Raw genomic sequence first — 22,203 nt, 5'->3', positions numbered from 1 at the left:
TCATGCGGTTTTTGGGGTGGGAGTGTGGATTTAATAAAACTTCTTAATGCCCCGCTGTGGTTTTTTACCGCATTCGCTCAAGAAGGCATAAATCACATCAAAGATGCTGTCTTTTTGGTCTAGCTCAAGCTAATCCTTAAGTCTTGAAGAAAAATTATTGTTTAAATCCAGCCTGCCTTTAAAATCCAAATACGCCAATCTTTAGAACATATTAATTAGGAAGACTAACGGAAGCATTTGCCGGAATTTGTCTCAAAACTCCTCCATCTTCAAGCGGAACAAAAGGGTTCTCTACTGCAATTGACCAAATATGTTTCTGTTCAAATGTGTCTAAATTTAACTTATATTCCGTAAATTTGTCCAAAACTATTCTGTTTTCACTAATCTTATTTAGTCCCTGCATCGTAAGCACAATGTAATTAATATCCGTATTCATATTGTTAAGCATGAAGAGAGCAGTATTGGTTCCATTTTCTGCATGAGCAAATCTATATTCTGTATAATTATTCGATAAATCAGGATTTAAAATATCAGAACCGACATTTTCATATATAATTTCGGGAAAAGAATACGCCCTGTCTTTTTCAGTCAATACATATCTGTAAGTATGTATTTCAGAGTAATTATCACTTACAAATGAATTAATAATTAAAAAATCATAACTTACACCAGACTGTAAACCATCGACTGTTAATTTGATAATCTTTTGCTCATCCGGCAATAACTGCATAGTCACTGAATTTTCTAAACTGCCGTTAAAAACAATATCTTTGTCACTATAATTAAGAAAAAATTTAAAACGGGGTGTGAAAAGTGTCGAATAACAATTACGTACCAAAAGATACAATTCAATCTTGTTAGCAGAAAAATAATATGTTGTCCTGACTTTTGACATTACATTGTCAGGTTCACTGGACAAAGACAATATATAGCCATTATCCGTTAAAGAGGCTAAAAAATCAATTGTTTCCATATTGAAATATGAAGAATAGTCAACTTCTGAATCCACAGAAGAAGAGCTGCTGCCGCAGGAAAAACACACAATACACAAAAAGACAGCCAGGACATTGCAAATAATTTTTTTTATCATTCCACAAACCTATTCAGCACCATAAAGCAGGACTTCAGAATCAGATACACCATGAGGATATCCTATACATCCATTCTTTAAACTATATGACAATGATTCTCCATTAATAGTAACTCTATGTGAGCTCCTTATCCCGCATGGAGCAGGAACCCCGAAATGGGTCTTTTTACCTGATGTGAGAATCAGCTCAGAGGTATTGTACACAGTTTTTTCACTTTCATATAACAAACGTTGATTTTCAGGAAAAACACCAACTTTAGTATAAATACTGTCAGCAATATAAGGGATGGCACCGCAAATATCTTCCTCGCCTCCATATCGAACCAAAGTACTTGCATTAACCCATAAATTATATATGTTAGATGTTCCTTCAACTTTATAATTGTTGTTAGTCACTACCCAGGGAGTATTACACACAATCTGCGGAACGCATCCTGTAATTTCGTTTTCACTCCGCTCATAAACAAAAGAATCTTGTGTTTTATACATCCTTTCAGGAATAAATTCTTTTTCCTGTGAGCTAATCCTGTATTTTTTAGATACACCGCCAACGGTATCGATTTTTCCAATATTATCAAATGAGTAACAAGTATCAAAAGCAAATGCTATTAAAAAGAGAAATATTATTTTTCCCATATCCAGCTCCTGAGTATAATATTCAACATAAAACTATTGCTGAAGTTGGACATATGCCAACACAGGCGTAGCACGCAACACATTTCTCAGGATTAATATTGAGCGTGTTTTCAACAATAGTAATTGCCTCAAAAGAACATTCGGAGGAACATTCTTCACAGCCAATACATCTGTCAATGTAGATACAAATACCGTTACCAAGGTCATTACATTGTTCACCGATAATAATTTCACTGTAAGTATTTAAAATAACTGTACGATCTGCAATGCGTAATACAGCTTTTTGTGGTAAGTTAAATTTACTGTATTGAGAAATTTCAGCACCTTTAACAATCTTATCAATTTCTTGCGCCGTATCAAAAAGAGCAGTACTTTCACTGAGTACCCGTTCGCTTGTATTGCGACTGATTATAGTGACCTTGCCAATTCTTTTGTTTCGATCAAAAAAAATTACTGCTTCACTACCTTTTATTTTAAGATTATCAAGCCATAAAGGTTCATGGACAGCAAAAGCTTCCGGCATTTTCCATGCCGGAATGAAAAGTAAGGATAATAAAGCCTTAATTATTGTTCTTCGAGAGGTTTTGTTATCTAGCCGCTTTTCTTTAATTGACATAAAGCGCACCCCAGAGTCACATAATAGTAATTTATTGCACAAAAATAAATATTACGCAATATAGAACTATATTAGAAGTAATTAATTTTATTTTTATCATTAAGCTAATTAATATATACCTTATTATAAATAACTTGCAAAAAGATGGACAAGCTTATAGAAGAAGTAAGAAAAAATGTTTTCAATAAAAAAAGTAAATTGAAATTTAATACAGAATAGGGACAGCTAACTCCCTGCTCACTTAGGAGTGCCCAGAGCTGCCTTCAGAATTAATGCGTACATTCTGTCAATATCCCGCTCACTTATGCTTCCATATTTTGTAAGAGGAAATGAAAAGTATCGCCGAAAGAGCGGGAAGAAGTATGTATTCGGGAATAATGCCCAGCAGTCTGCCGCCGATGAATGTTCCGGCTACGGAACCCGCCGCCATATAAATTATGAATACGTTGTTCCTCTTTATCACGGCAAAGCTCTGATCCCTTGAATACCTCGCGAAACCCGCAAGCATTGTGGGAAGGCTCACCGCGAGGGAAAGACTCCCCGCTGTTTTTATATCAAGCCCGAAGAGAAGAATAAGCGTAGGGATAAGCAGTTCTCCGCCCGCCACCCCCAAGAGAGATGCAAAAACACCTATAACGAACCCTGCGGCAACACCCAGAACAGTCTGCACAAAACCGGGAGCAAAAAATGAAGCGGATTCCGCCCGCATGCTGTGGCTGAAAAGAAGTATGAATGCGATTATAACAAGCATAGCGGAAATTATTCTGAAAAAGGTCTTTGAATGCAGTTTTACAGCAAAGCTGGCTCCGATCCATGCGCCCAGAACACTGCCTGCCAGGAGGTTGAGAATTACTGTCCAGTGGTCGCTGAAAACGCTTACCGGAACAGACTGCGCCCTGAAAGGAAGAGCAGAGGCAACCACAACAAGACTGGCCGCCTTGTTCAGTATGACAGCATCCAGAGCGGAGAACCTGAAAAATGATATAAGAACAGGAAGTCTGAACTCAGCACCGCCCAGACCTATCAGTCCGCCAAGTGTACCTATGGATAAACCGCTTATAAAACTTGCAATGTTTCTTTTCATTTCAGCCTCAGATAAATCAATATAAATTATCAATCAATATGAAAAGTGATATAATATAAAAATTACATCATGTTTTATATTGTTTTATCACGTAATATCACCTATAAATTGATTAGTCAATATCGTAAATATGCTTATAAAATGTCACTTAAATAAAATCACGGAAGGAACATTCATGAAAAACCAGACAGCTTTAGATGTTCAGGATGTTGCGAATATACTTAATATTGCAAAAAATACAGTATATGAACTTATCAAAAGAGGGGAAATCAACTCCTACAAAGTCGGCAGAAAAGTCCGTTTTACCATGAAAGATGTGGAAGACTACATTTCAGGCTCAAAAAAAATCCGCATACCGGAGCAATGTGAAATCTGCCATGCTGACCACGGCTCCGCAGCAGGACAGAATGAGAAGGGTTTTGTAATATGCGGGCAGGATCTGGTTCTTGACGCTCTTGTGGAGAGCATGCAGAAAGAACAGTTACAGCAGCCTGTTCTCCGCTCCTATCTCAGCAGTTATGACGGGCTTGTGGAACTTTACAGAGGCAATGCTGCCGTAACCGCCGCCCATCTTTGGGACAGCAGCACAAATACATACAATATACCTTTCGTCCGTGCTCTTCTTCCGGGCGTTCCTGCCGTAATAGTGCATCTCACTGTAAGAACTCAGGGGTTTTTTGTCGCAAAAGGAAACCCCAGGCGCATCAAAGGCTGGAAAGATCTGGGACGCAGAGATATAAGAATAGTCAACAGAGAAAAAGGAGCCGGCTCAAGGGTTTTGCTGGATGAGCATCTTCGCCTGCTTGGGATTAAGGCATCCTCAGTTAACGGATACTACACCGAAACCGCAGCACATGTGGGACTTGCCAGCACAGTAGGCAGGGGAGACGCCGATATAGCTGTGGGGAGTGAATTTGTCGCCCGGCAGGTGGAATCAGTGGACTTTATACCGTTGCAGAAGGAAAGCTTTGAACTGGTCATAAAAAAAGAAGATTTTGAGACAGAGCGGGTCAGACAGATGATGCGTATTTTAAAATCTTCTCAGTTCCGGCAGGAGTTTGAAGGCATAGCTGGCTACGATGCGGCAAATATGGGCACGATCGTAGCCGAAACCTGAGGGTTTACCTCACTCCCGAATGCCCGAAGCCTCCGGAGGAGCGTTCTGTATCATCAAGGGTGTCTGCCGACTGAATGCTGACCCTTGTCACTTTAGCGAACACAGCCTGGGCTATGCGGTCACCCTTTTCATATCTGAATGTATTTTTTGAATGGTTTATGAGGATGATGCCCACCTCGCCCCTGTAATCGCTGTCGATTGTGCCCGGGGAGTTGAGCACGGTTACTCCCTGCTTCAGCGCAAGCCCGCTTCTTGGGCGAATCTGCGCCTCGTATCCTGCGGGGATCGCCATCCTGAGTCCGGTTTTGACCAGCTTAAAGGCTCCCGCCTCAATCCCGCCCGTTTCCCCTGCCCTGATGTCCATGCCCGCTGAACCTTCTGTCTGGTATGCGGGAACAAATTCCTCTCCGTGCTCGCTTATGATTCTGACGGTAATATCAGGCATCTCGACTCCTCCGCTGAGTAATATTTTTCCGCAATGGCATTAACGCTTTTAAGCGTCATGCTCTTAATTCTCTGTGTTATATTGCCGCTGTCAACAGTTTTTCCGTGATAGAAAAACTGTCTGAGGTTGGAAAACATTCTGCCCGAAGAGGTTTCAAGCCCTGAGCAGAAGCCGTAGAGCATCTGGTTTACCGCAAGCTCAAACTCCGCATCGGTTATGCCGTGCTTCGCCATTTTCTTTATCTCTTCTCTCGTTATCTCCTCAACAGCGCCGAGGTTTTCACGATCACAACTGAAGAAGACAGACAGCACCCCGCTGAGGGCATACAGGCTCATATCCGTTTCGATATTATAGCAGAGTCCCTTCTTCTCCCTGACTTCCTGAAAAAGACGTGAGCTCATCAGTCCGCCCAGAATCATATTCAGCGCCGAAAGCTCAAAACGCTCATCGTCCGATGCGGTGCACGCGGGCATCATATACTGTGCGTACACCTGCTCCACGCCAAGGCTGAGGGTTTTATCGAATTTCCTGCCCCTGCACTCTCCGCCCGCTGAGGCTGACGCCTTTGAATGTATATCAGCGCCGCTGGTATCCAGAGCTTTTATGACATCCTCCGCCGCGGCGCTTCCGGCGACTGAGATAATACAGTTTCCGGCGGTGTATTTCTCTTGGTAAAATTTTCTCAGTTCTTCAACACCGAAGCCCTTCACAGATTTTTCCGTACCGGAGATAGGCATAGCCATGGGGTGTCCTTCAAAGAAATATCCCTCAGCCTCCTCATCCAGATACTCCTCCGGACTGTCCTTGAGTGAAGCTATTTCAGTGAGGATCACCTTTTTCTCGTGCTTAAAGTCCGCCTCGGAAAGGTTCGGAAAAAAGGCTATATCCAGCAGAATATCCATGAATTTATCGAAATTTCCTGAAAATCCGTTGATATAGAATGTCGTCTGTTCCTTTGTGGTGTAGGCGTTCATGTACCCGCCCAGACGTTCGGATTCCTTGCTTATCTCTTCCTGAGTGTATTTGCGGCTGCCTCTGAAAACGAGATGCTCTATAAAGTGGGAAACACCGTTGGTTTTAAGCGTTTCCGCCATGCTTCCGTTTTTGAAGGTAACAGACAGGGAAACAAGCCCGTTGGTTATCCCTGAACTGTCTGTCAATATGGGTATTTCACCGTGATAAGTAAGTTTAGGTTTCATAAGAATCTACAAAAAAGGCACACATGAAGTGTGCCTTTTATTATTTTTAGTAATTATTTGAAAAATTTCGTAAAGAACAGAGTTTACAGCAGCACCTTTCTGGAGATTTTGTGTCTGCCGTTCTGGTCTTTGCCGAGGTATTTCACTTCAACCACATCTCCGAGTTTGAGAACATCGGCAATGCTGTTGATACGCTCATTGCTGTACTGGGAAACGTGAAGCAGGGCTTCAACGCCGGGGATTATCTCCACGAAAGCGCCGTAGTCCATTATCTTCTTAACTTTGCCCTGATAGATCTTATCAAGCTCCACTTCCTGAACCGTACCGTTGATTCTGGCTATGGCAGCTTCGATGGCTTCTTTGCTCACGGCAAATACGTTTACCTGTCCCGAATCGTCAATGTCGATCTGAGCGCCGGTATCTTCAACTATCGCTTTTATGTTCTTTCCGCCGGGTCCGATGAGCAGACCGATCTTCTCGGGGTTAATTCTGAGGGTCTGGTATCTGGGCGCAGTTTCGGCGAGCTCTTCTCTGTATGTGGGGAGAGCTTCTTTCATTTTGCCGAGAATATGCAGCCTTGATCTCTTAGCTTGTGCAAGTGCTTCCTCAAGAAGCTTTCTTGAAAGACCTTCAATCTTAATATCCATCTGAAGAGCGGTGATGCCGTTTTCGGTTCCGGCAACTTTAAAGTCCATGTCGCCGAGGTGATCTTCGGTTCCCATAATGTCGCTGAGAATTATGTATCTGTCGCCTTCTTTAATAAGACCCATAGCAACGCCCGCTACGACACCCTTCACAGGAACGCCGGCATCCATAAGGCTGAGGCATCCGCCGCAAACTGTCGCCATTGAGGACGAACCGTTTGACTCAAGAACTTCGGAAACAATTCTCAGAGAATAAGGGAAATCCGCTTCATCGGGAAGTATCGACAGAAGCGCTCTTTCAGCAAGTGCGCCGTGACCTATCTCTCTTCTGCCGGGACCTCTGAGGAAACCGACTTCACCCACGCAGAAAGGGGGAAAGTTGTAATGAAGCATGAAGCGTTTTTTGGATTCGCCTTCAATGTTGTCCAGCATCTGCGTATCGGTTTTTGTACCGAGAGTGGCAACGGCAAGCGCCTGAGTTTCGCCTCTGGTGAAGAGGGCGGAACCGTGGGGCATGGGAAGAAGGTGAGTTTCTATGTCGATGGGGCGGACATCTTCCGCCGTACGTCCGTCGATTCTCTTTCCGCTGTCAAGAGAGAAGTCACGGAAGACTTTTTTCTCAACATTGTGCCATACTTCCTTATAAAAGCCTTTTTTATCGGAATATTCTTCGCCGAGCCTTGCCTCGACAGCTTCAAAGTACTCGTCCCTGACTCTGTCAAGGGCTGCGTATTTTTCAAGCTTGCCGGGGATAATAAGAGCGGCGTTGATTTTTTCTTTAAGTTCTTTTTCGGTTTCTTCCAGAACAGCCGCGGGAACAGAGAAATCCTTGTACTCAAATTTCGCCTTTCCGCATTTTTCAGCCAGTTCTTTCTGAGTCTGAACAAGAGTTTTTATATTATCATGGGCAAACTGGAGTGCCTCGACAACCTCATCCTCGGTAACCATTTCCATTCCGGCTTCCACCATGTTGATGGCATCATCCGAACCTGCAACGACAATATTCATAGTGAGTTCATTGAATATTTCGTAAGAGGGGTTGATTATAAGCTGTCCGTTATGTTTGCCGACCCTGACACCCGCAACAGGAATGCTGAAGGGAATGTCCGAAATGAGCAGCGCGGCACTTGAAGCGTTTATGGCAAGAACATCCGGAGAGTGCTTACCATCATAGGATACAACAGTGGCAATGACCTGAGTCTCGTTTCTGAATCCGTCGGGAAACATGGGACGAAGAGGTCTGTCAATGAGTCTTGAAATAAGGGTTTCCTTGTCGGACGGTCTGCTTTCCCTTTTGAGGAAGCCGCCGGGAACCTTGCCTACTGCGTAGAATTTTTCCACGTAGTTTACAGTAAGAGGAAAGAAGTCCACACTGTCTGAAGCTTCTTTTCTTCCGGTTGCGGTAACAAGAATAACTGTACCGCCCTGACGTATCCAGATACTTCCGTTTGCCTGCTTTGCTTTCCAGCCCGTTTCGAATATTATGGGTTCCGCATCTTCACGCAAGCTTACCGATACGGTATCGAGTTTTTTATCCATGCGTTATTTCCTGATTCCGAGAGTCTCGATAATCGTGCGGTATCTTTTGAAATCTTTCTTTTTCACATAGTCAAGAAGCTGGCGTCTCTGTCCTACAAGGAGGAGAAGACCTCTTCTGGAGTGGTGATCCTTAGGATTTGATTTGAAGTGACCGGTAAGGTAAGTAATTCTCTCTGTAAGAAGAGCTACCTGCACTTCGGGCGATCCTGTGTCTTTTTCGTGCGTTTTAAATTTTTCGATCAGTGATGTTTTCTGTTCTTTAGTCATGACCATTATGCTAATACCTCCACAAGCTAAGCCTGAATTTATAACAAATATGCTGCCAAAAAACAAGGCAATATTCAACGCAGCGGCACATTTTTTACTGCCGCTACCATTATCTTACCCTATTAAACGGTTTTATACTATATAAGCACTTTAATTATTTTCAGAGGGCAGTCTCCGCCTCTCGTTTTTTCCGCTATAGCGAGCACACGCCCGTTTTTTTCGGTTATAAAAAACATATCCCCGTCACTGCTCCCTTCAAAGGGCAGACAGGCATAGTTCCACTCCTTTACCGAAACCCCGTTGGAGACAAGCTTCACCGCCTCGTCTTTGAGGATGGCGTGCTTCCAGTCCAGCATGGCGTAAACAGGATGAACGGCAGCCGTCAGTGTTCCCTTGGCAGCCATCTCTTCCAGCGCGCCTAAAGTAAAGGCGTGCGCCACTCTGAATTCTCCGTTTGCGGAGCGTATAAGCCCGCTCATAACACCGAAGCAGCCCATTTTCAGTCCGGCTTCGTGAATTATACTGCGGATATACGTCCCCTTCCCGCACTGAACCTTGAGAACACCCTTAGGATAGGCGTACTCAATCAGCTCAACGGAAAGTATACGCATTCTGCGTTTGCCGGCATCTTCGATTTCGCCTCTGCGGGCGAGCTTGTAAGCTCTTTCTCCGTTGATTTTTTTGGAGGAAAAAGCAGGAACGGTAAGCTCATGCTCACCGATATATGACTTAAATATTTTTTCAGCTTCGGTTATACTGGGGCGTATGCTGTCGTTTTCCCCGAGAACGGTTCCCTCTGTATCAAAGGAGTCCGTCTTCATCCCGAGGGTAAATTCGGCGATATATTCCTTATCCACATCCATAAGGTAGTCCACAAACTTTGTGGCATTCCCAACACATACGGGCAGAACGCCCTCCGCAAGGGGGTCAAGGGTTCCCAGATGTCCGCATTTCTTGACACCGAGAATCCTCCGCAGCCTGTCTACAGCCCTGAAGGAGGTCATACCCTTTTCCTTGTAAAGATTAACTATCCCGTTCATCTTCTTCTTTGATTACTTCACGGAGAACCTCATCAATACGGCTTCCGTACTCCGATGACTCATCAATGAAAAACATTATTTTGGAAGGTGTTTTTTTAAGATGCACAGCTTTCTGAAGCTGATGCCTTATGAATCCGGCAGAGCTCATCAGCCCCCGGTGGATGTATTTGAGATTTTCTCTGTTGTAGCTGGTGAAAAATACCTTCGCCTGAGAAATATCCCTTGTCACCTCTATGGAGGTTATGACAACATCCTTCACCTTCGGGTCTTTCACGTCAAACTGTATTATTCTTGAAATCTCCTCTTTAAGGAGTTCCGAAACTCTCTCTATTCTGTGCAATTTTCTAACCTTCTATGAGAAATCAGAATATCTCTTCATTGATAGAGATAACTTCCACTTCTGCGTATGCTTCCATAAAATCCATAACGGCGGAAAGCTGGCTTTCTGCGTGCTGCCTTTCCGCCGAAACCGTTACAGCGGCTATCTCTGCCCTGTTCCATATATCATGGGAACCGATTTCGCTCACCGCAATATTGAATTTGTTTTTAAGTCTTGCTTTGAGTCCGGAGATAACACGTCTTTTATCCTTCAGAGAAAAGGCTTGCTCTATCCCCAGCTCAAACACAACTGAAGCTATTACCATAAACTTATGCAAATTAAATCCTCCTTCATCCCCCTTTGCAAAGGGGGAAACAATCCCTCCTTTTTAAAAGGAGAGACAGGGAAGGATTACTGCGCTTTATATCGGCGAATCCGCGTCCCGTAAGCGTGCGTTTGTTGACAAAAGCACAAAAACTGAGACTGCCGCGTCGCTTTGCTCCTCGCAGTGACACAGTTTACTGTCATTGCGAACCCTGAAAGGGTAAAGCAATCTCGCTCAAAAAGCGGCTTCGCTCCGCACGGCGCACTTACGTCCTGTAAGCGTTTTATTCTGTGCTTGCAGTTTCCTGAGCAGCAGCAGCTTTCTGTTTTTCGAGATCGCTTTTCTTAACGTCGTCCAGCGTTCTCTTTTCTTCTACAGTGATGAAGGCTTCGATTACGTCGCCCTCTTTAAGGTCGTTGAACTTCTCCACGCCGATACCGCATTCATATCCTGCCATAACTTCCTTCGCATCATCCTTAAAGCGTTTAAGCGAAGAAATCTTACCCTGATACAGAACAATGGAGTTTCTGATAACACGTACGCCCGCCGTTTTGAGGATCTTGCCGTCAGTAACGTATGAGCCGGCGATTTTGCCGATTTTCGGAACGGAGAATACCTGTCTGACTTCCGCCTGACCGATAATCTGTTCTCTGAGATTCGGGTCTATCATTCCTTCAAGTGCCTGTTTAACATCGTCCACAATCTGGTAGATTACGGAGTAAAGGTTAATATCCACACCCTCTTTCTCAGCCTTTTCTTTCGCCTTGACATCCGGTCTTACGTTAAAGCCGAATATCAAACCATTTGATGCAGCGGTGAGGATAATATCGTTTTCGTTGATACCGCCCACGCCCGAGTGGATGATGTTAACCTTGATCTCTGTACTTGTGAGCTTGTTAAGCGAGTTTTCAAGGGCCGCAAGTGAGCCTTGAACATCCGCCTTAAGAACTATGTTAAGCTCTTTCAGCTCACCCTGTTTAATTTTCGCAAAAAGATCCGCAAGAGAAACTTTTGTTTTCTCCATGAGTGCTTTTTCACGTTTATGATCCATTCTGAGTTCGGCGATTTGTTTTGCCACTTTTTCATCAGGAGTAACGATAAATCTGTCGCCGGACTGAGGCACATCGGAGAAGCCCATTAGCTCAACAGGTATAGATACTCCGGCTTCCTTAACCGACATACCCTTGAAGTTGAACATGGCTCTTACTTTGCCGTGTTCAGTTCCGCATACGAAATAGTCGCCCTTTTTCAGGCTGCCGTTGCGTATAAGCACAGTAGCAACAGGACCCTTCTGCTTATCAAGTTTGGACTCGATAATAATACCTTCTGCGGGTCTCTCAGGATTACCTTTAAGGTCAAGCATTTCGGCTTCAAGCAGAACTCTTTCAAGCAGAGTGTCTATATTGAGGTTCTTTTTAGCTGATATTTCCTGAAACTGGTGATTGCCGCCCCATTCCTCGGAAATAATGCCGAGATCCGCAAGCTGGCGCTTAACCATATCGGGGTTTGCGTTTTCTTTATCGATCTTGTTGACAGCAACGACAATTTTAACACCCGCAGCCTTGGAATGGTCAATCGCTTCCTTGGTCTGGGGCATAACGCCGTCATCCGCCGCTACGACAAGTATAACTATATCCGTAACCTGCGCGCCTCTGGCACGGAGTGTTGTGAACGCTTCGTGACCGGGGGTGTCAAGGAAAACTATTTTTCCGTGCTCAAGATCAACCTCGTACGCGCCTATGTGCTGAGTGATGCCTCCTGCTTCCTTCTCCGCAACGGATGTTCTCCTTATTGCGTCAAGAAGAGAGGTTTTACCGTGGTCAACGTGACCCATGACGGTAACTATAGGCGGACGGGGAATAAGTTCTTCAGGCTTATCCGCAACAGTGGGCAGAAGGTCTTCCTCTGTAACCACTTTGGTTTTGATGTCTATGCCGTAATCACTGGCAAGAAGCACCGCTGTATCTGCGTCAACAGCCTGATTCACGGAAGCCATTATGCCAAGAGAAAGAAGCTTTTTAACAAGCTCCGTTGCCTTAACAGCCATGAGCTTGGCAAGGTCGGAAACAATAATGTTTTCGCCTATCTCAACGCTGGACGGACGCACTATGACTTTCTGCTCTACTTCGTGACGCTTCTTGCGCTTATCGTGTCTGGGTCTTGAGGTCTGAGGCTTTCTTTTTGCACTCTCATCGACTTCCTCTTCCTTTTCCACAACAGCCACAGGAGCAGCAACAACGGCAGCTATCTCGTGCTCTATAGTAAGCTCGTCAAAGCCTTCAGCTACTGTTTTATGGAAGCTTTTGGGCTTATCCGCTTTTTTGACAGGCTTTTTCTTAACCTCAACCTTCTGAGGCTCAGGCTTGTCCTTTATCTTCTTCTTGATCTCAAGCTTTATTTCATCTTTCGGGGTCATACCGCCGGAAGCAGCAGGTCTCTGAGGGCGTCTGTCACCGTACTGAGGTCTGTCGCCTCTGTCCTTATCCATGGGACGCCTGTCGCCGTACTGAGGTCTGTCGCCCTGAGGACGCCTGTCTCCGTACTGCGGTCTGTCACCCTGAGGACGTCTGTCGCCGTACTGGGGTCTGTCTCCCTGAGGACGGTCGCCTTGGGGGCGTCTGTCGCCGTACTGAGGTCTGTCTCCCTGAGGACGGTCGCCTTGGGGACGACGGTCATACTGAGGTCTGTCTCCCTGAGGACGGTCACCTTGGGGACGACGCTCGTACTGAGGTCTGTCTCCCTGAGGACGGTCACCTTGGGGACGACGCTCGTACTGAGGTCTGTCTCCCTGAGGACGGTCACCTTGAGGACGACGCTCATACTGAGGTCTGTCTCCCTGAGGACGGTCACCTTGGGGACGCCTGTCGCCGTACTGAGGTCTGTCTCCCTGAGGACGGTCACCTTGGGGACGCCTGTCGCCGTACTGAGGTCTGTCTCCCTGAGGACGGTCACCTTGGGGACGCCTGTCGCCGTACTGAGGTCTGTCGCCCTGAGGACGGTCGCCTTGGGGGCGTCTGTCGCCGTACTGAGGTCTGTCTCCCTGAGGGCGGTCGCCTTGGGGGCGCCTGTCGCCGTACTGAGGTCTGTCTCCCTGAGGACGGTCGCCTTGAGGACGCCTGTCGCCGTACTGGGGTCTGTCTCCCTGAGGACGGTCGCCTTGAGGACGCCTGTCGCCGTACTGGGGTCTGTCTCCCTGAGGACGGCGTTCCTCGTATCTTGGTCTTTCATTTGAATCGGGTTTTGCCGCAGGTTTCTCCCGTTCATCACCCTGCGACGGCAACTCCTTTTCCTGCTGAAGCATTTTTTCTCTCTCACCTTGTTGACGGTCATCAGTTCCTGCTGTTTTTTCAGCCTGAACAGAGCCGGCAGATATATTGTTCTGAGATTTTTCGGCTGAGGCGGAAGTCTTTATAACCGGTGCTTCCGTTTTTTCCGCCGAAACAGTATGTTCCTTCGCCGTTACAGGTGCTTCCGCAGGTCTTGACACAGCAGATTCCTGCGCGTTTTCAGCGCGGGCTGGTGCTCTGCCTTCCGTATCCTTTGTGTACTGCTCTCTCTGTTCATCCACTTTCCGGATGTTTTTTTCAAGAGCGCGCTTGCGGTTCTGCAACTCTTCACGGGATATTTTTTTAGGCTGCTGAGGATCTTCCTCATTGCCTTTGATTTTCACTTCTCTTGCTCGGGGATGTCTCTTATGTCGTTCAAGGGCTTTTTGAAGCAGTTCCTGACGCCTGTTCAGTCTGGAATGTTTATCCTCTTTTGCGGATTCGTCGGAATCGCCTTCGGTCAAATCCAGTCCCGTATTCTCTGGTTCGTCATTTCTATTCAATTTCTTCCCCTCGTCGTTATTTTTTAAGTCTGACATCAATTACACCCCGTCAAGCCAACTCTTTATTACACCCGCTCTTTTAAGCGGAACGGATACGGCTTCCGCAAGTTTTTCGTCCGTTACCGCAAGGGCGGCTATCAAGGGAACATCAAGTTCCTCCGCCATTGTGAGCTTATCCGGACATTTCATTACGGTTACGCCCTGAGCTTCTGCGAGGGCAAAGGCTTTTTTTACCGTGTCCTCAGAAGCGTCTTCGGGAATAAGCAACAGCTTTGCCTGTGATGTTTCAAGCAGCTTTTCACATTTGGAGCTGCCTGTGAACACGAGTCCCGCTCCTCTGCCCGATTTGAGCAGAGCGAAGAAATAATCCGCAGTTACGGTTTTAATTTCCTCAAGCAGCTGTGCATATTCCTTTCTGTTTATGTTTTCCTTGAAGCCCTTCGCAAAAAGGTTCTTTTTTGCTGCAAGCCTAAGGCATTCCTCGTCAAAGCAGAGGTAAACCCCACGTCCGGGCAGTTTGCCTTTGCGATCGTATATGGCTTTCCCTTCACCGTCCGTAACAAAACGGAGGAGATCCGGTCTGTCCGCTGTTTTCCCGCAGGCAACGCAGCTTCTTTCCGGAACTTCGGGTTTATTAACGCTCTTCTTCTCCGTCTTTTTCGGAGGGTTCTTCTTCTCTGTCTTTTTCGGAGGGTTCTTCTTCTCTGTCTTCTTCGGATGGTTCTTCTTCAAGTTCTTCAAACTCGCCTTCTTCAAAAACGCCTGCCTCTTCAAGTTTTGAAGAGAGGTAGTCAATAGCCTTATTTATAAGCTCTACCGCCTCTTCCTCTGTTATTTCAAGATCCTCAGTAAGTTCATCCGGCGTGGTGTTGGAGAGCTTTTCTATATCATCTATACCGACCTCAAGAAGCCGGGAGATAGCAGAATCCTCAAGACCTTCAAGATTCTCAAGATTATAGAGTTCGTAGAAGTCCTTCATCTCCTGTTCCTGAGCGACGAGACGTTCTTTTCTGATCTCCGCGTATTCGCTCTCTTTCAGAACATCTATTCTCCAATCTGTAAGTCTGGCGGCGAGCCTGACGTTCTGCCCCTTCTTACCTATGGCAAGGGAGAGCTGATCATCGGGAACGACAACTTCTATGGTTCCCTCATCCTCAAAAACGTTGGTGAGCACCACATCTGCGGGAGAAATGGCATTGCACACGAACCTTACGGGATCCGGAGACCATTCCACAACATCGATCTTCTCGCCCCTGAGTTCATGGCTGATGGAGTTGATTCTTGAACCCTTAAGTCCGATGCACGCACCTACGGGGTCGATGTTGCTGTTCTGGCTGTATACGGCTACTTTAGCTCTGTCGCCGGGTTCTCTCGCAACAGATTTCACATCTATTATCCCCTCAAAAACTTCGGGAATTTCTGTTTCAAAAAGCTTTTTCATAAACTCGGGGTGAGTTCTGGAGAGCACAAGCTGAGGCCAGCCCTTGTGGGTTTTAATATCAAGCAGAAGAGCGCGCACATAGTCGCCCCTGTTGAAATAATCTCCCGCCATCATCTCTCTGCGGGGAAGTATTGCTTCGGTCTTGCCTATATTCACGGTAAGCAGGTCTCTGTCGGCTTTAAGGAGGGTTCCGTTGACTATCTCGCCTTTTTTATTGTTGAACTGATCAAAAACAACCTGACGCTCTGCATCACGGAGCTTTTCAAAAAGCTTCTGTTTGGCGACAAGAGCCGCCTGCCTGCCGAGGTCGTCCAGAGTGACGGAAACCATAAGTACGTCACCGAGCTGAGGGTTTTCCTTGTATCTTGAGGCTTCGTCCATATCTATTTCAAACCATTTGTTGGTCACGTCTTCGCTGACCTCTTTGGGCACAAGAATTTCTATGTTGCCTTTATCAAGATCCACAACCACTTCAGGCTCAAGGTATTTTCCTATTTTTCTGCCAACAGCCGCAACTATCGCCTCTTTCAGGGCTTCGGCGAGAATTTCTCTGGAAACCCCTTTTTCACGACCAAGTTCATCGGCAACCTTAGCAAGTTCCCTTATCATTGTTCCTCCTAAAAATCGAGCTGTAAGACCGCTTTAGCGATATTGTCCAGCTTTATGCAGAATTCTTTGTTTTCTTTTTCAACAAACAGCTTTAAAGAGCCGTTCTCTACACCGAGAATAGCTCCGGTATAGCTTTTACGCCCCGTATCATCCTTTTCTTTGGCTGTGACTTTGCAGATTTTTCCGGAGAACTTGAGAAAGTCCTTCTCGCTGCGGAGCGGCCTTTCAAGTCCGGGGGTGGAGACTTCGAGGCTGTAGCCGTCGTAAGGTATAAGATCTGCTTCGTCCAGCCATTTGGAAATACGCCTGCTTACTTCAGCGCATTCCTCAAGCCCGGGCAGGCTCTCTTCCCTGTCGATTACGATACGCAGGGTTCTGCCTGTTTTTTCCCGCCTGAAAGTTACATCAAAAATATCTACTCCTATCTCTTTAACGATAGGACCCAGTGCGTTTCTGACTTTGGACGAAATGTCTTTCTCTATAAAATTACCCATATGAACAGCTACAAAAAAATTGGTGGGATAACTCCCACCGCTAATTTAACTACCACAATTTAAATTGCAATGCAAGATATTTTGATTCTGCGCGGGTTCCCGAATGAATTTATGTTTATATTCTGTAAACGGAGCAGTTTTTTTCAGCCAATTTTTCCAGAAGGCGGGTCGGCACCGATAAATCCTCACAGCCGTGTCCGCCCATATGAATAGAAGGCTTGATCCTTTCACCGTGGAAATCGCTCCCTGCGGTAACCAGCAAACCCTTTTCCGCTGCGAATGAAAGATATTCAGCCCTCTGGCATTCATTATGATAGGATGAATAAACTTCAATTCCTTCCACCCCGTCAATGAAAAGCTCTCTCGTTTTATTCTGCGGATAAAGACCCGGATGCGCCACAACAAGGACGGATTTATGTGCAAGCGCGGCGACGGTTCTGCGGTAATCCAGCAGACTCACGTCAACATACGCTCTGCCGCCCCTGAAGAAGTAGTCGAAATAGAAGTTGGTATACGGAGAGCCGGATTTTTCGCCATTAAGATAGGGCTGAAGCTCTGCCAGATTATCATCATACTCCGCCAGAACTTTCAGGAAAGTCACTCCGGAAGGTGTTTTCCCGTCCGCCGCCTCAATGACCCTGTCAAAATCCACTCTGAACCCTATGCTTTTAAGCTTGTCGGTACGAAGTCTTGCCTGATTAAGCCGGTTTGCCGCAAACTCCTCAAGAAGATAAGTAAGATCAGCATCATCAGGGTCTATCCCGTAAGGGATGAGATGTATCTCCGTATCGTCGTGGTATGTGGAAAGTTCGACAGCGGGAATATACACCACGCTGCCGTCACCGTTCCTGAAAGAAAGAATCTCCCGCACGGAGGAAACAGTGTTGTGATCGGTTATGGAAAAAAGAGAGTAATCACGTGAACGCAGAACGGTATATATGTCTGTTGGTGACAAAATGCCGTCCGAGCTGTGGTTTGAGTGTATATGCAGATCGAACTGATGAATAGTTCGCAGATCGGTACGTCCTGTCCGGCTGCTCACACGCTCGCGCCGCTTGGAAAGCGGCTTCGCTCCGCACGGCGCAACCCCTTCCTTGGGGTTGAAAAAACTGCTGGCATGATGAATCTGATGAATAGTTCGCAGATCGGTACGTCCTGTCCGGCTGCTCACACGCTCGCGCCGCTTGGAAAGCGCCTTCGCTGCGCACGGCGCAGCCCCTTCCTTGGGGCTGCATGTAAGAATATTAAAACTGATAACCCGCATTAAAGGCAGCAAGGTTCATGTCAACTGTTTTGGGCGGAACCTTTTTGGAGATCACGGCACGCCAGAGATCCGCGTCAAAGGGAAGCAGAGCGGCAAGTTTGCCCAGCATCACCATTCCGGCAACTTTTGAGTTGCCTATGGCAGTCGCGGTTTTCATGGCATCTATCTCAAAGACCTCCTTAAAAGCCTTTTTTGTATCCTCTGTTTGCTCAGCCGGATAAGCTTCCTGTCCGCCGGCAACAGAAGGGGGATAAATGCGGTGTGTGCTGACCACCAGAGAAGTATTCTTTCCCGCATACTCAGGATAGCGCAGAAACTCCATGTTTTCAAATGAGATAACTATATCCGCCTCGCCGATGGGGATAACGGGCGAAAGCACCTTAGCCCCTATGCGCACATGGGAAACAACACTGCCCCCTCTCTGCGCCATGCCGTGGATTTCGCTTTTTTTAACATCCGCGTCACCGGCAAGGGCAACATCGCAGACTATATCGCTGGAGAGAACAGTCCCCTGCCCTCCCACGCCTATCATTAATATATTAATATCTTTCATAATTACCCCCTTTGATGAATTGCGTCAAACCTGCATACCTTAACGCAGAGTTCGCAGCCTGTGCAGAGGGATTCGTCTATGAACGCCCTTTTATCTTCCTTGTTCCAGAGTATGGCGGGGCATCCCAGCCTTGTACAGATAGTACAGCCGGAGCAGTTTTTCACATCCACATAGAAAGGCGGCTTGATAACGCTTCTGTCCGCAAAGATGCAGGGCTTGTCCGTCACTATCACGCTGAGTTCCTCTCTCGCTGTTTCCTCTTTAAGCACTTTAATGCACTCATCGGGGTCAAAGGGGTTGACTGTCCTGATATTTTTTACTCCCATAGCCTCAAGGAGCTTGGGAAAGTTTATCTTCTGTGTCGGGGCGCCCTTTATGGTGCAGCCTGTACCCGGATTGGGCTGGTGACCTGTCATGCCTGTAATGCTGTTGTCCAGAATAATAACAGTTGATGTTCCGGCATTATAAACGGAATTCAAGAGACCGTTGATCCCTGTGTGAAAGAAGGTCGAATCGCCTATAACCGCAACGGATTTCCTCGCCAGTGCGCCGTCAGTCGCCTTGTCCATGCCGTGCGCCATTGGTATGCTTGCTCCCATACACACTGTGGAGTTGATGGCGCTGAGAGGCGGCAGAAGACCAAGGGTATAGCAGCCGATGTCTCCTGCTGCGAAAAGCTTAAGCTTGGCTATGGCGTAAAACATACCCCTGTGTGAGCAGCCCGGACACATGTTCGGCGGACGGGCGGGGAGCTGCTTGGGATCGAAAGCAGGCTCTTTGACGCTTTTTCCGAAAAGCTTTCTCACCTCATCCACGGAAAGCTCACCGCAGACACTCCTGTTCAGCGGCTGAATCTCAATTCCGGCGGCTTTAAGCTCGTTTTCTATGAACCTGTCAAGCTCTTCGACTACATAAAGCTTTTTGACTCTTTCGCAGAAGCGCTTTATCTTCTCGAAACAGATCGGATAAACCATCTCAAGTTTGAGGATCGATGCTTCGGGCATGGCTTCCTTGACATAGTGATATGTCACTCCGGCGCATATTATGCCTATCTCCTCGCTGCGGAACTCAACGGGGTTTATTGTGAGCCTGCCTGTGTCGGCGCAGTCGGCAAGCTTTTCAAGCCTGTTTTCAACAATCTTGTGCCGCACTCTGGCGTTGGCGGGAACCATAACCCATTTTTTTATGTCATTCTCCGGCTCAAATGTCGGAGGTGTGTTTCTCGCTTTAAGGGTAACAACCGATTTGCTGTGTGAAATTCTTGTACATGAACGTACAAGAACAGGTGTGCAGTACTTTTCAGACATTTCAAGGGCTATGCCGATAAAATCCTTGGCTTCCTGACTGTCTGCGGGCTCAAGCATGGGAACCTTGGCAAGGCGGGCATAATGCCTGCTGTCCTGCTCATTCTGCGAGCTGAACATGTTAGGATCATCCGCCACGACAATAACAAGACCGCCGTTCACACCTGTGTAGGACACAGTCATAAGCGGATCCGCCGCAACGTTGAGCCCCACATGCTTCATACAGGTCATGGCGCGTCTGCCCGCAAGGGATGCGCCTATGACCGTCTCAAGGGCAACCTTCTCATTGGTTGCCCATTCGCTGTATATTTGTTCATACTGAGCCACATGCTCGGTAATCTCGGTACTGGGCGTTCCGGGGTAGGAGCTGACAACTTTTACCCCGTGTTCATACGCTCCTCTGGCAAACGCCTCGTTTCCGCTTAAAACTTCCTTCATTTAGCTTTCCCACCTTTTAACCATATCATAAAGCTCGTTTTCGGGATATTTCGCTCCGAACTCCTCAAGAAGCTTCGCTTTTTCCTCGCCCTGAGAGGCAAGAACAGCTCTGTAGTACCAGAGAGGCTTCATATTGCCTGAGGTTATGTATGTTTTAGGATCAGTTTCTCTCGCACCGAGATCGTAGGCAAGTCCCTTAGCGAGCTCACCCAGTTCCCCGTTAACTGCGGAGAGAGTCTTCTGCGCGTCGGGCAGGTTGTTGTTCGCCTCGATTATTCCGGCTTTAAGGTATATATAGTTTTTTGAGGCGGATTTTTTGTCGGCAAGTGCTTTAAAAGCCGCAAGGCTTTCAGCATTTGCGCTGCCTAATGCCATTTTTGTTTCCGTTGTCCCTATTTCACTGTCCGCTTTGGCGGAGCTGACAGCCATAATCTGGCGCACTGTGTAGACCGCTACAAAAACAAGCAGGCATGCGCCCACTACCATTACTATCTTTTTGTAGTTCTGCAACATAAAGTCTTCGACTTTATCAATCGGCACTTCCTGAACGGGCTGTTTCTTCTTCCTGACCACCTTAGCCTCCCAGTTTTTTTAAAAAAAGTTTCTTATTATTTTCAAAAACTTCCGCCGCCTGAAGGCTGCTGAGCCCCGCGCCGAGAAGTATTTTTTCCGCCTGTTCCGCACTCACCGCGTCCCCGGGAGCGTGGAAATCGTTGTTAATGATAAGGGACGCGCCGTTTTCAAGAGCTGTCTTCGCCACATAACCGTTTGAAAGGGAATGTCCTTTTCTTGTGGTTATCTCAAGATGAACGCCTTTTTCCGCAGCCAGCCTGCAAAGCTCTGCGGAGATAAGTCCGGGATGCGCCAGAATGTCCGCCCCCGCTTCTATCGCCGCTTTATTCGTGCCTTCCGCCACCGGTTCGGTGAGTGTTTCGCCGTGAACAATGACTAAATCCGCCCCGAAGCGCCTTGCCTCATCAACAAGCCTTGCCACTGACGAAGGCAGAACATGGGTAAGCTCCACTCCTGCAAGAACCTTAAACTCCGGCGATTCTCTGTTGAAACGCTCCTTGAAACGGAGCAGATTCTCCAACACCAGAAGCAGGTTGGAATCATCCGCATGGTCAGTAAACGCCATTCCGCCGTAGCCTGCTTTATCTGCCCTGCGGGCGGATTCGGCGGGAACTAGGACTCCGTCGCTGAAAACCGTATGAGTGTGCAGATCATACATCCGCATAGTGTGCCCCCTGTTTTATATCACAAAACTTTACTTTGCAAGGAAACGCTTAACAGCTTCGACCGCCTCGTAGGGATCGTCCTGCATCTGGATCAGATCAAGGTCAGAGGTATGGATAAACCCTTTAGAAATCATACTCTCCTTAACCCAGTCCAGCATGCCCTTCCAGTAATCGCTGCCCATCATTATGATAGGGAAAGGCTTTATCTTGCGGGTCTGTATGAGCGTTATCGCCTCGAAAAGCTCATCCAGCGTGCCGAATCCGCCGGGCATTATTATAAACGCGCTGGAATATTTAACCAGCATTACCTTGCGGACGAAAAAATAATTGAAGGATATGCTTATATTAGTGTAGGGATTCGGCTTCTGCTCGTATGGAAGCTCAATGTTGCAGCCAACAGAGCGCCCGCCTTTTTCAAAGGCGCCTCTGTTCGCCGCCTCCATGATTCCGGGACCGCCGCCCGTCATGACTCCGATCCCCTCATCAGCCAGCAGACGCCCTACCTTGCGGGCAAGCTCATAGTCGTAGTCGCCTTCCCTGACACGTGCGGAACCGAAGACCGTAGCGCAGCTGCCGGCTTTTGACAGGGTTTCAAACCCTTCCACAAATTCAGCGAGTATTTTGAACACACGCCATGTATCACCAACCTTCATATCATCTATGAGGTATTGCAGCCCGTTGAGATTAAGTTCGCCGTTATTCAATTCAATCA

The 22,203-nt window shown here is 46.9% G+C and carries 22 protein-coding genes; 1 reads left to right on the top strand and 21 read right to left on the bottom strand.

What is annotated here, in order from left to right; all coding sequences use genetic code 11:
• Positions 1-211: 211 nt before the first annotated feature.
• From EP073_RS06645 to EP073_RS06630, 4 genes are all read right to left on the bottom strand, one after another.
• Positions 212-1,090: a hypothetical protein gene (locus EP073_RS06645; protein ID WP_128466378.1), complete on the bottom strand. Its 879-nt coding sequence runs from the start codon at positions 1,088-1,090 to the stop codon at positions 212-214.
• Positions 1,091-1,099: 9 nt separating this feature from the next.
• Entirely contained in the window at positions 1,100-1,726 is a 627-nt protein-coding gene (locus EP073_RS06640) for a hypothetical protein (protein ID WP_128466377.1), read from the bottom strand.
• A 22-nt stretch (positions 1,727-1,748) separates the two neighbouring features.
• Positions 1,749-2,342, bottom strand: coding sequence for a DUF362 domain-containing protein (locus tag EP073_RS06635; RefSeq protein WP_206617507.1), 594 nt, complete (start codon positions 2,340-2,342; stop codon positions 1,749-1,751).
• A 298-nt stretch (positions 2,343-2,640) separates the two neighbouring features.
• Entirely contained in the window at positions 2,641-3,426 is a 786-nt protein-coding gene (locus EP073_RS06630) for a sulfite exporter TauE/SafE family protein (protein ID WP_128466376.1), read from the bottom strand.
• A gap of 175 nt (positions 3,427-3,601) precedes the next feature.
• On the opposite strand from EP073_RS06630, the gene EP073_RS06625 reads away from it, so the two are divergent.
• The gene (locus EP073_RS06625) at positions 3,602-4,543 is read left to right on the top strand and encodes a helix-turn-helix transcriptional regulator (RefSeq protein WP_128466375.1); all 942 of its coding nucleotides are present in this window, start codon (positions 3,602-3,604) and stop codon (positions 4,541-4,543) included.
• 4 nt (positions 4,544-4,547) lie between these two features.
• On the opposite strand, the gene dut is transcribed toward EP073_RS06625, so the two are convergent.
• From dut to EP073_RS06540, 17 genes are all read right to left on the bottom strand, one after another.
• Complete coding sequence (gene dut, locus EP073_RS06620) at positions 4,548-4,988, bottom strand: dUTP diphosphatase (protein WP_128466374.1); 441 nt, start codon at positions 4,986-4,988, stop codon at positions 4,548-4,550.
• The gene (locus tag EP073_RS06615; protein ID WP_128466373.1) at positions 4,961-6,187 is read right to left on the bottom strand and encodes a M16 family metallopeptidase; all 1,227 of its coding nucleotides are present in this window, start codon (positions 6,185-6,187) and stop codon (positions 4,961-4,963) included. Before EP073_RS06615 ends, dut begins: the two co-directional genes overlap by 28 nt.
• Positions 6,188-6,270: 83 nt before the next feature.
• On the bottom strand, positions 6,271-8,370 hold the full coding sequence (pnp, locus tag EP073_RS06610) for a polyribonucleotide nucleotidyltransferase (RefSeq protein ID WP_128466372.1): 2,100 nt from the start codon (positions 8,368-8,370) through the stop codon (positions 6,271-6,273).
• A 3-nt stretch (positions 8,371-8,373) separates the two neighbouring features.
• The gene (gene rpsO / locus EP073_RS06605; RefSeq protein WP_128466371.1) at positions 8,374-8,643 is read right to left on the bottom strand and encodes a 30S ribosomal protein S15; all 270 of its coding nucleotides are present in this window, start codon (positions 8,641-8,643) and stop codon (positions 8,374-8,376) included.
• 131 nt (positions 8,644-8,774) lie between these two features.
• Positions 8,775-9,677 carry a tRNA pseudouridine(55) synthase TruB gene (gene truB, locus EP073_RS06600; protein ID WP_128466370.1) on the bottom strand — a complete coding sequence of 301 codons (903 nt, stop codon included), beginning with the start codon at positions 9,675-9,677 and terminating at the stop codon, positions 8,775-8,777.
• Positions 9,661-10,017, bottom strand: coding sequence for a 30S ribosome-binding factor RbfA (gene rbfA, locus EP073_RS06595; protein ID WP_128466369.1), 357 nt, complete (start codon positions 10,015-10,017; stop codon positions 9,661-9,663). The genes truB and rbfA overlap by 17 nt, the downstream gene beginning before the upstream one ends.
• Before the next feature lie 22 nt (positions 10,018-10,039).
• Positions 10,040-10,333: a DUF503 domain-containing protein gene (locus EP073_RS06590; protein WP_241654061.1), complete on the bottom strand. Its 294-nt coding sequence runs from the start codon at positions 10,331-10,333 to the stop codon at positions 10,040-10,042.
• A gap of 271 nt (positions 10,334-10,604) precedes the next feature.
• Complete coding sequence (gene infB, locus EP073_RS06585; protein ID WP_241654060.1) at positions 10,605-14,150, bottom strand: translation initiation factor IF-2; 3,546 nt, start codon at positions 14,148-14,150, stop codon at positions 10,605-10,607.
• A gap of 39 nt (positions 14,151-14,189) precedes the next feature.
• Positions 14,190-14,891 (bottom strand): YlxR family protein, encoded by a 702-nt coding sequence (locus EP073_RS06580; RefSeq protein ID WP_128466367.1) that lies wholly within the window; start codon positions 14,889-14,891, stop codon positions 14,190-14,192.
• Positions 14,785-16,200, bottom strand: coding sequence for a transcription termination factor NusA (gene nusA / locus EP073_RS06575; RefSeq protein ID WP_128466366.1), 1,416 nt, complete (start codon positions 16,198-16,200; stop codon positions 14,785-14,787). The genes EP073_RS06580 and nusA overlap by 107 nt, the downstream gene beginning before the upstream one ends.
• 8 nt (positions 16,201-16,208) lie before the next feature.
• A complete protein-coding gene (locus tag EP073_RS06570) occupies positions 16,209-16,694 on the bottom strand; it encodes a ribosome maturation factor RimP (RefSeq protein ID WP_128466365.1) in 486 nt (161 codons plus the stop codon).
• A 115-nt stretch (positions 16,695-16,809) separates the two neighbouring features.
• Positions 16,810-17,865 (bottom strand): PHP domain-containing protein, encoded by a 1,056-nt coding sequence (locus tag EP073_RS06565; protein ID WP_128466364.1) that lies wholly within the window; start codon positions 17,863-17,865, stop codon positions 16,810-16,812.
• Positions 17,866-17,938: 73 nt separating this feature from the next.
• Positions 17,939-18,511 carry an indolepyruvate oxidoreductase subunit beta gene (locus tag EP073_RS06560; protein WP_128466363.1) on the bottom strand — a complete coding sequence of 191 codons (573 nt, stop codon included), beginning with the start codon at positions 18,509-18,511 and terminating at the stop codon, positions 17,939-17,941.
• Between the two features lie 2 nt (positions 18,512-18,513).
• Positions 18,514-20,253, bottom strand: a complete 1,740-nt coding sequence (gene iorA, locus EP073_RS06555) for an indolepyruvate ferredoxin oxidoreductase subunit alpha (RefSeq protein ID WP_128466362.1) — start codon at positions 20,251-20,253, stop codon at positions 18,514-18,516.
• Positions 20,254-20,826, bottom strand: a complete 573-nt coding sequence (locus EP073_RS06550; protein ID WP_128466361.1) for a hypothetical protein — start codon at positions 20,824-20,826, stop codon at positions 20,254-20,256.
• A 1-nt stretch (position 20,827) separates the two neighbouring features.
• Positions 20,828-21,484, bottom strand: a complete 657-nt coding sequence (locus tag EP073_RS06545) for a histidinol phosphate phosphatase domain-containing protein (RefSeq protein ID WP_128467779.1) — start codon at positions 21,482-21,484, stop codon at positions 20,828-20,830.
• A gap of 36 nt (positions 21,485-21,520) precedes the next feature.
• A complete protein-coding gene (locus tag EP073_RS06540) occupies positions 21,521-22,195 on the bottom strand; it encodes an LOG family protein (RefSeq protein WP_241654059.1) in 675 nt (224 codons plus the stop codon).
• Between the last annotated feature and the right edge of the window lie 8 nt (positions 22,196-22,203).

Source organism: Geovibrio thiophilus (genome assembly GCF_004087915.1).
GTDB classification, from domain to species: domain Bacteria; phylum Chrysiogenota; class Deferribacteres; order Deferribacterales; family Geovibrionaceae; genus Geovibrio; species Geovibrio thiophilus.
The sequence above is the reverse complement of the archived record's forward strand: the minus strand, read 5'-3'. Positions and strand labels throughout refer to the sequence as shown.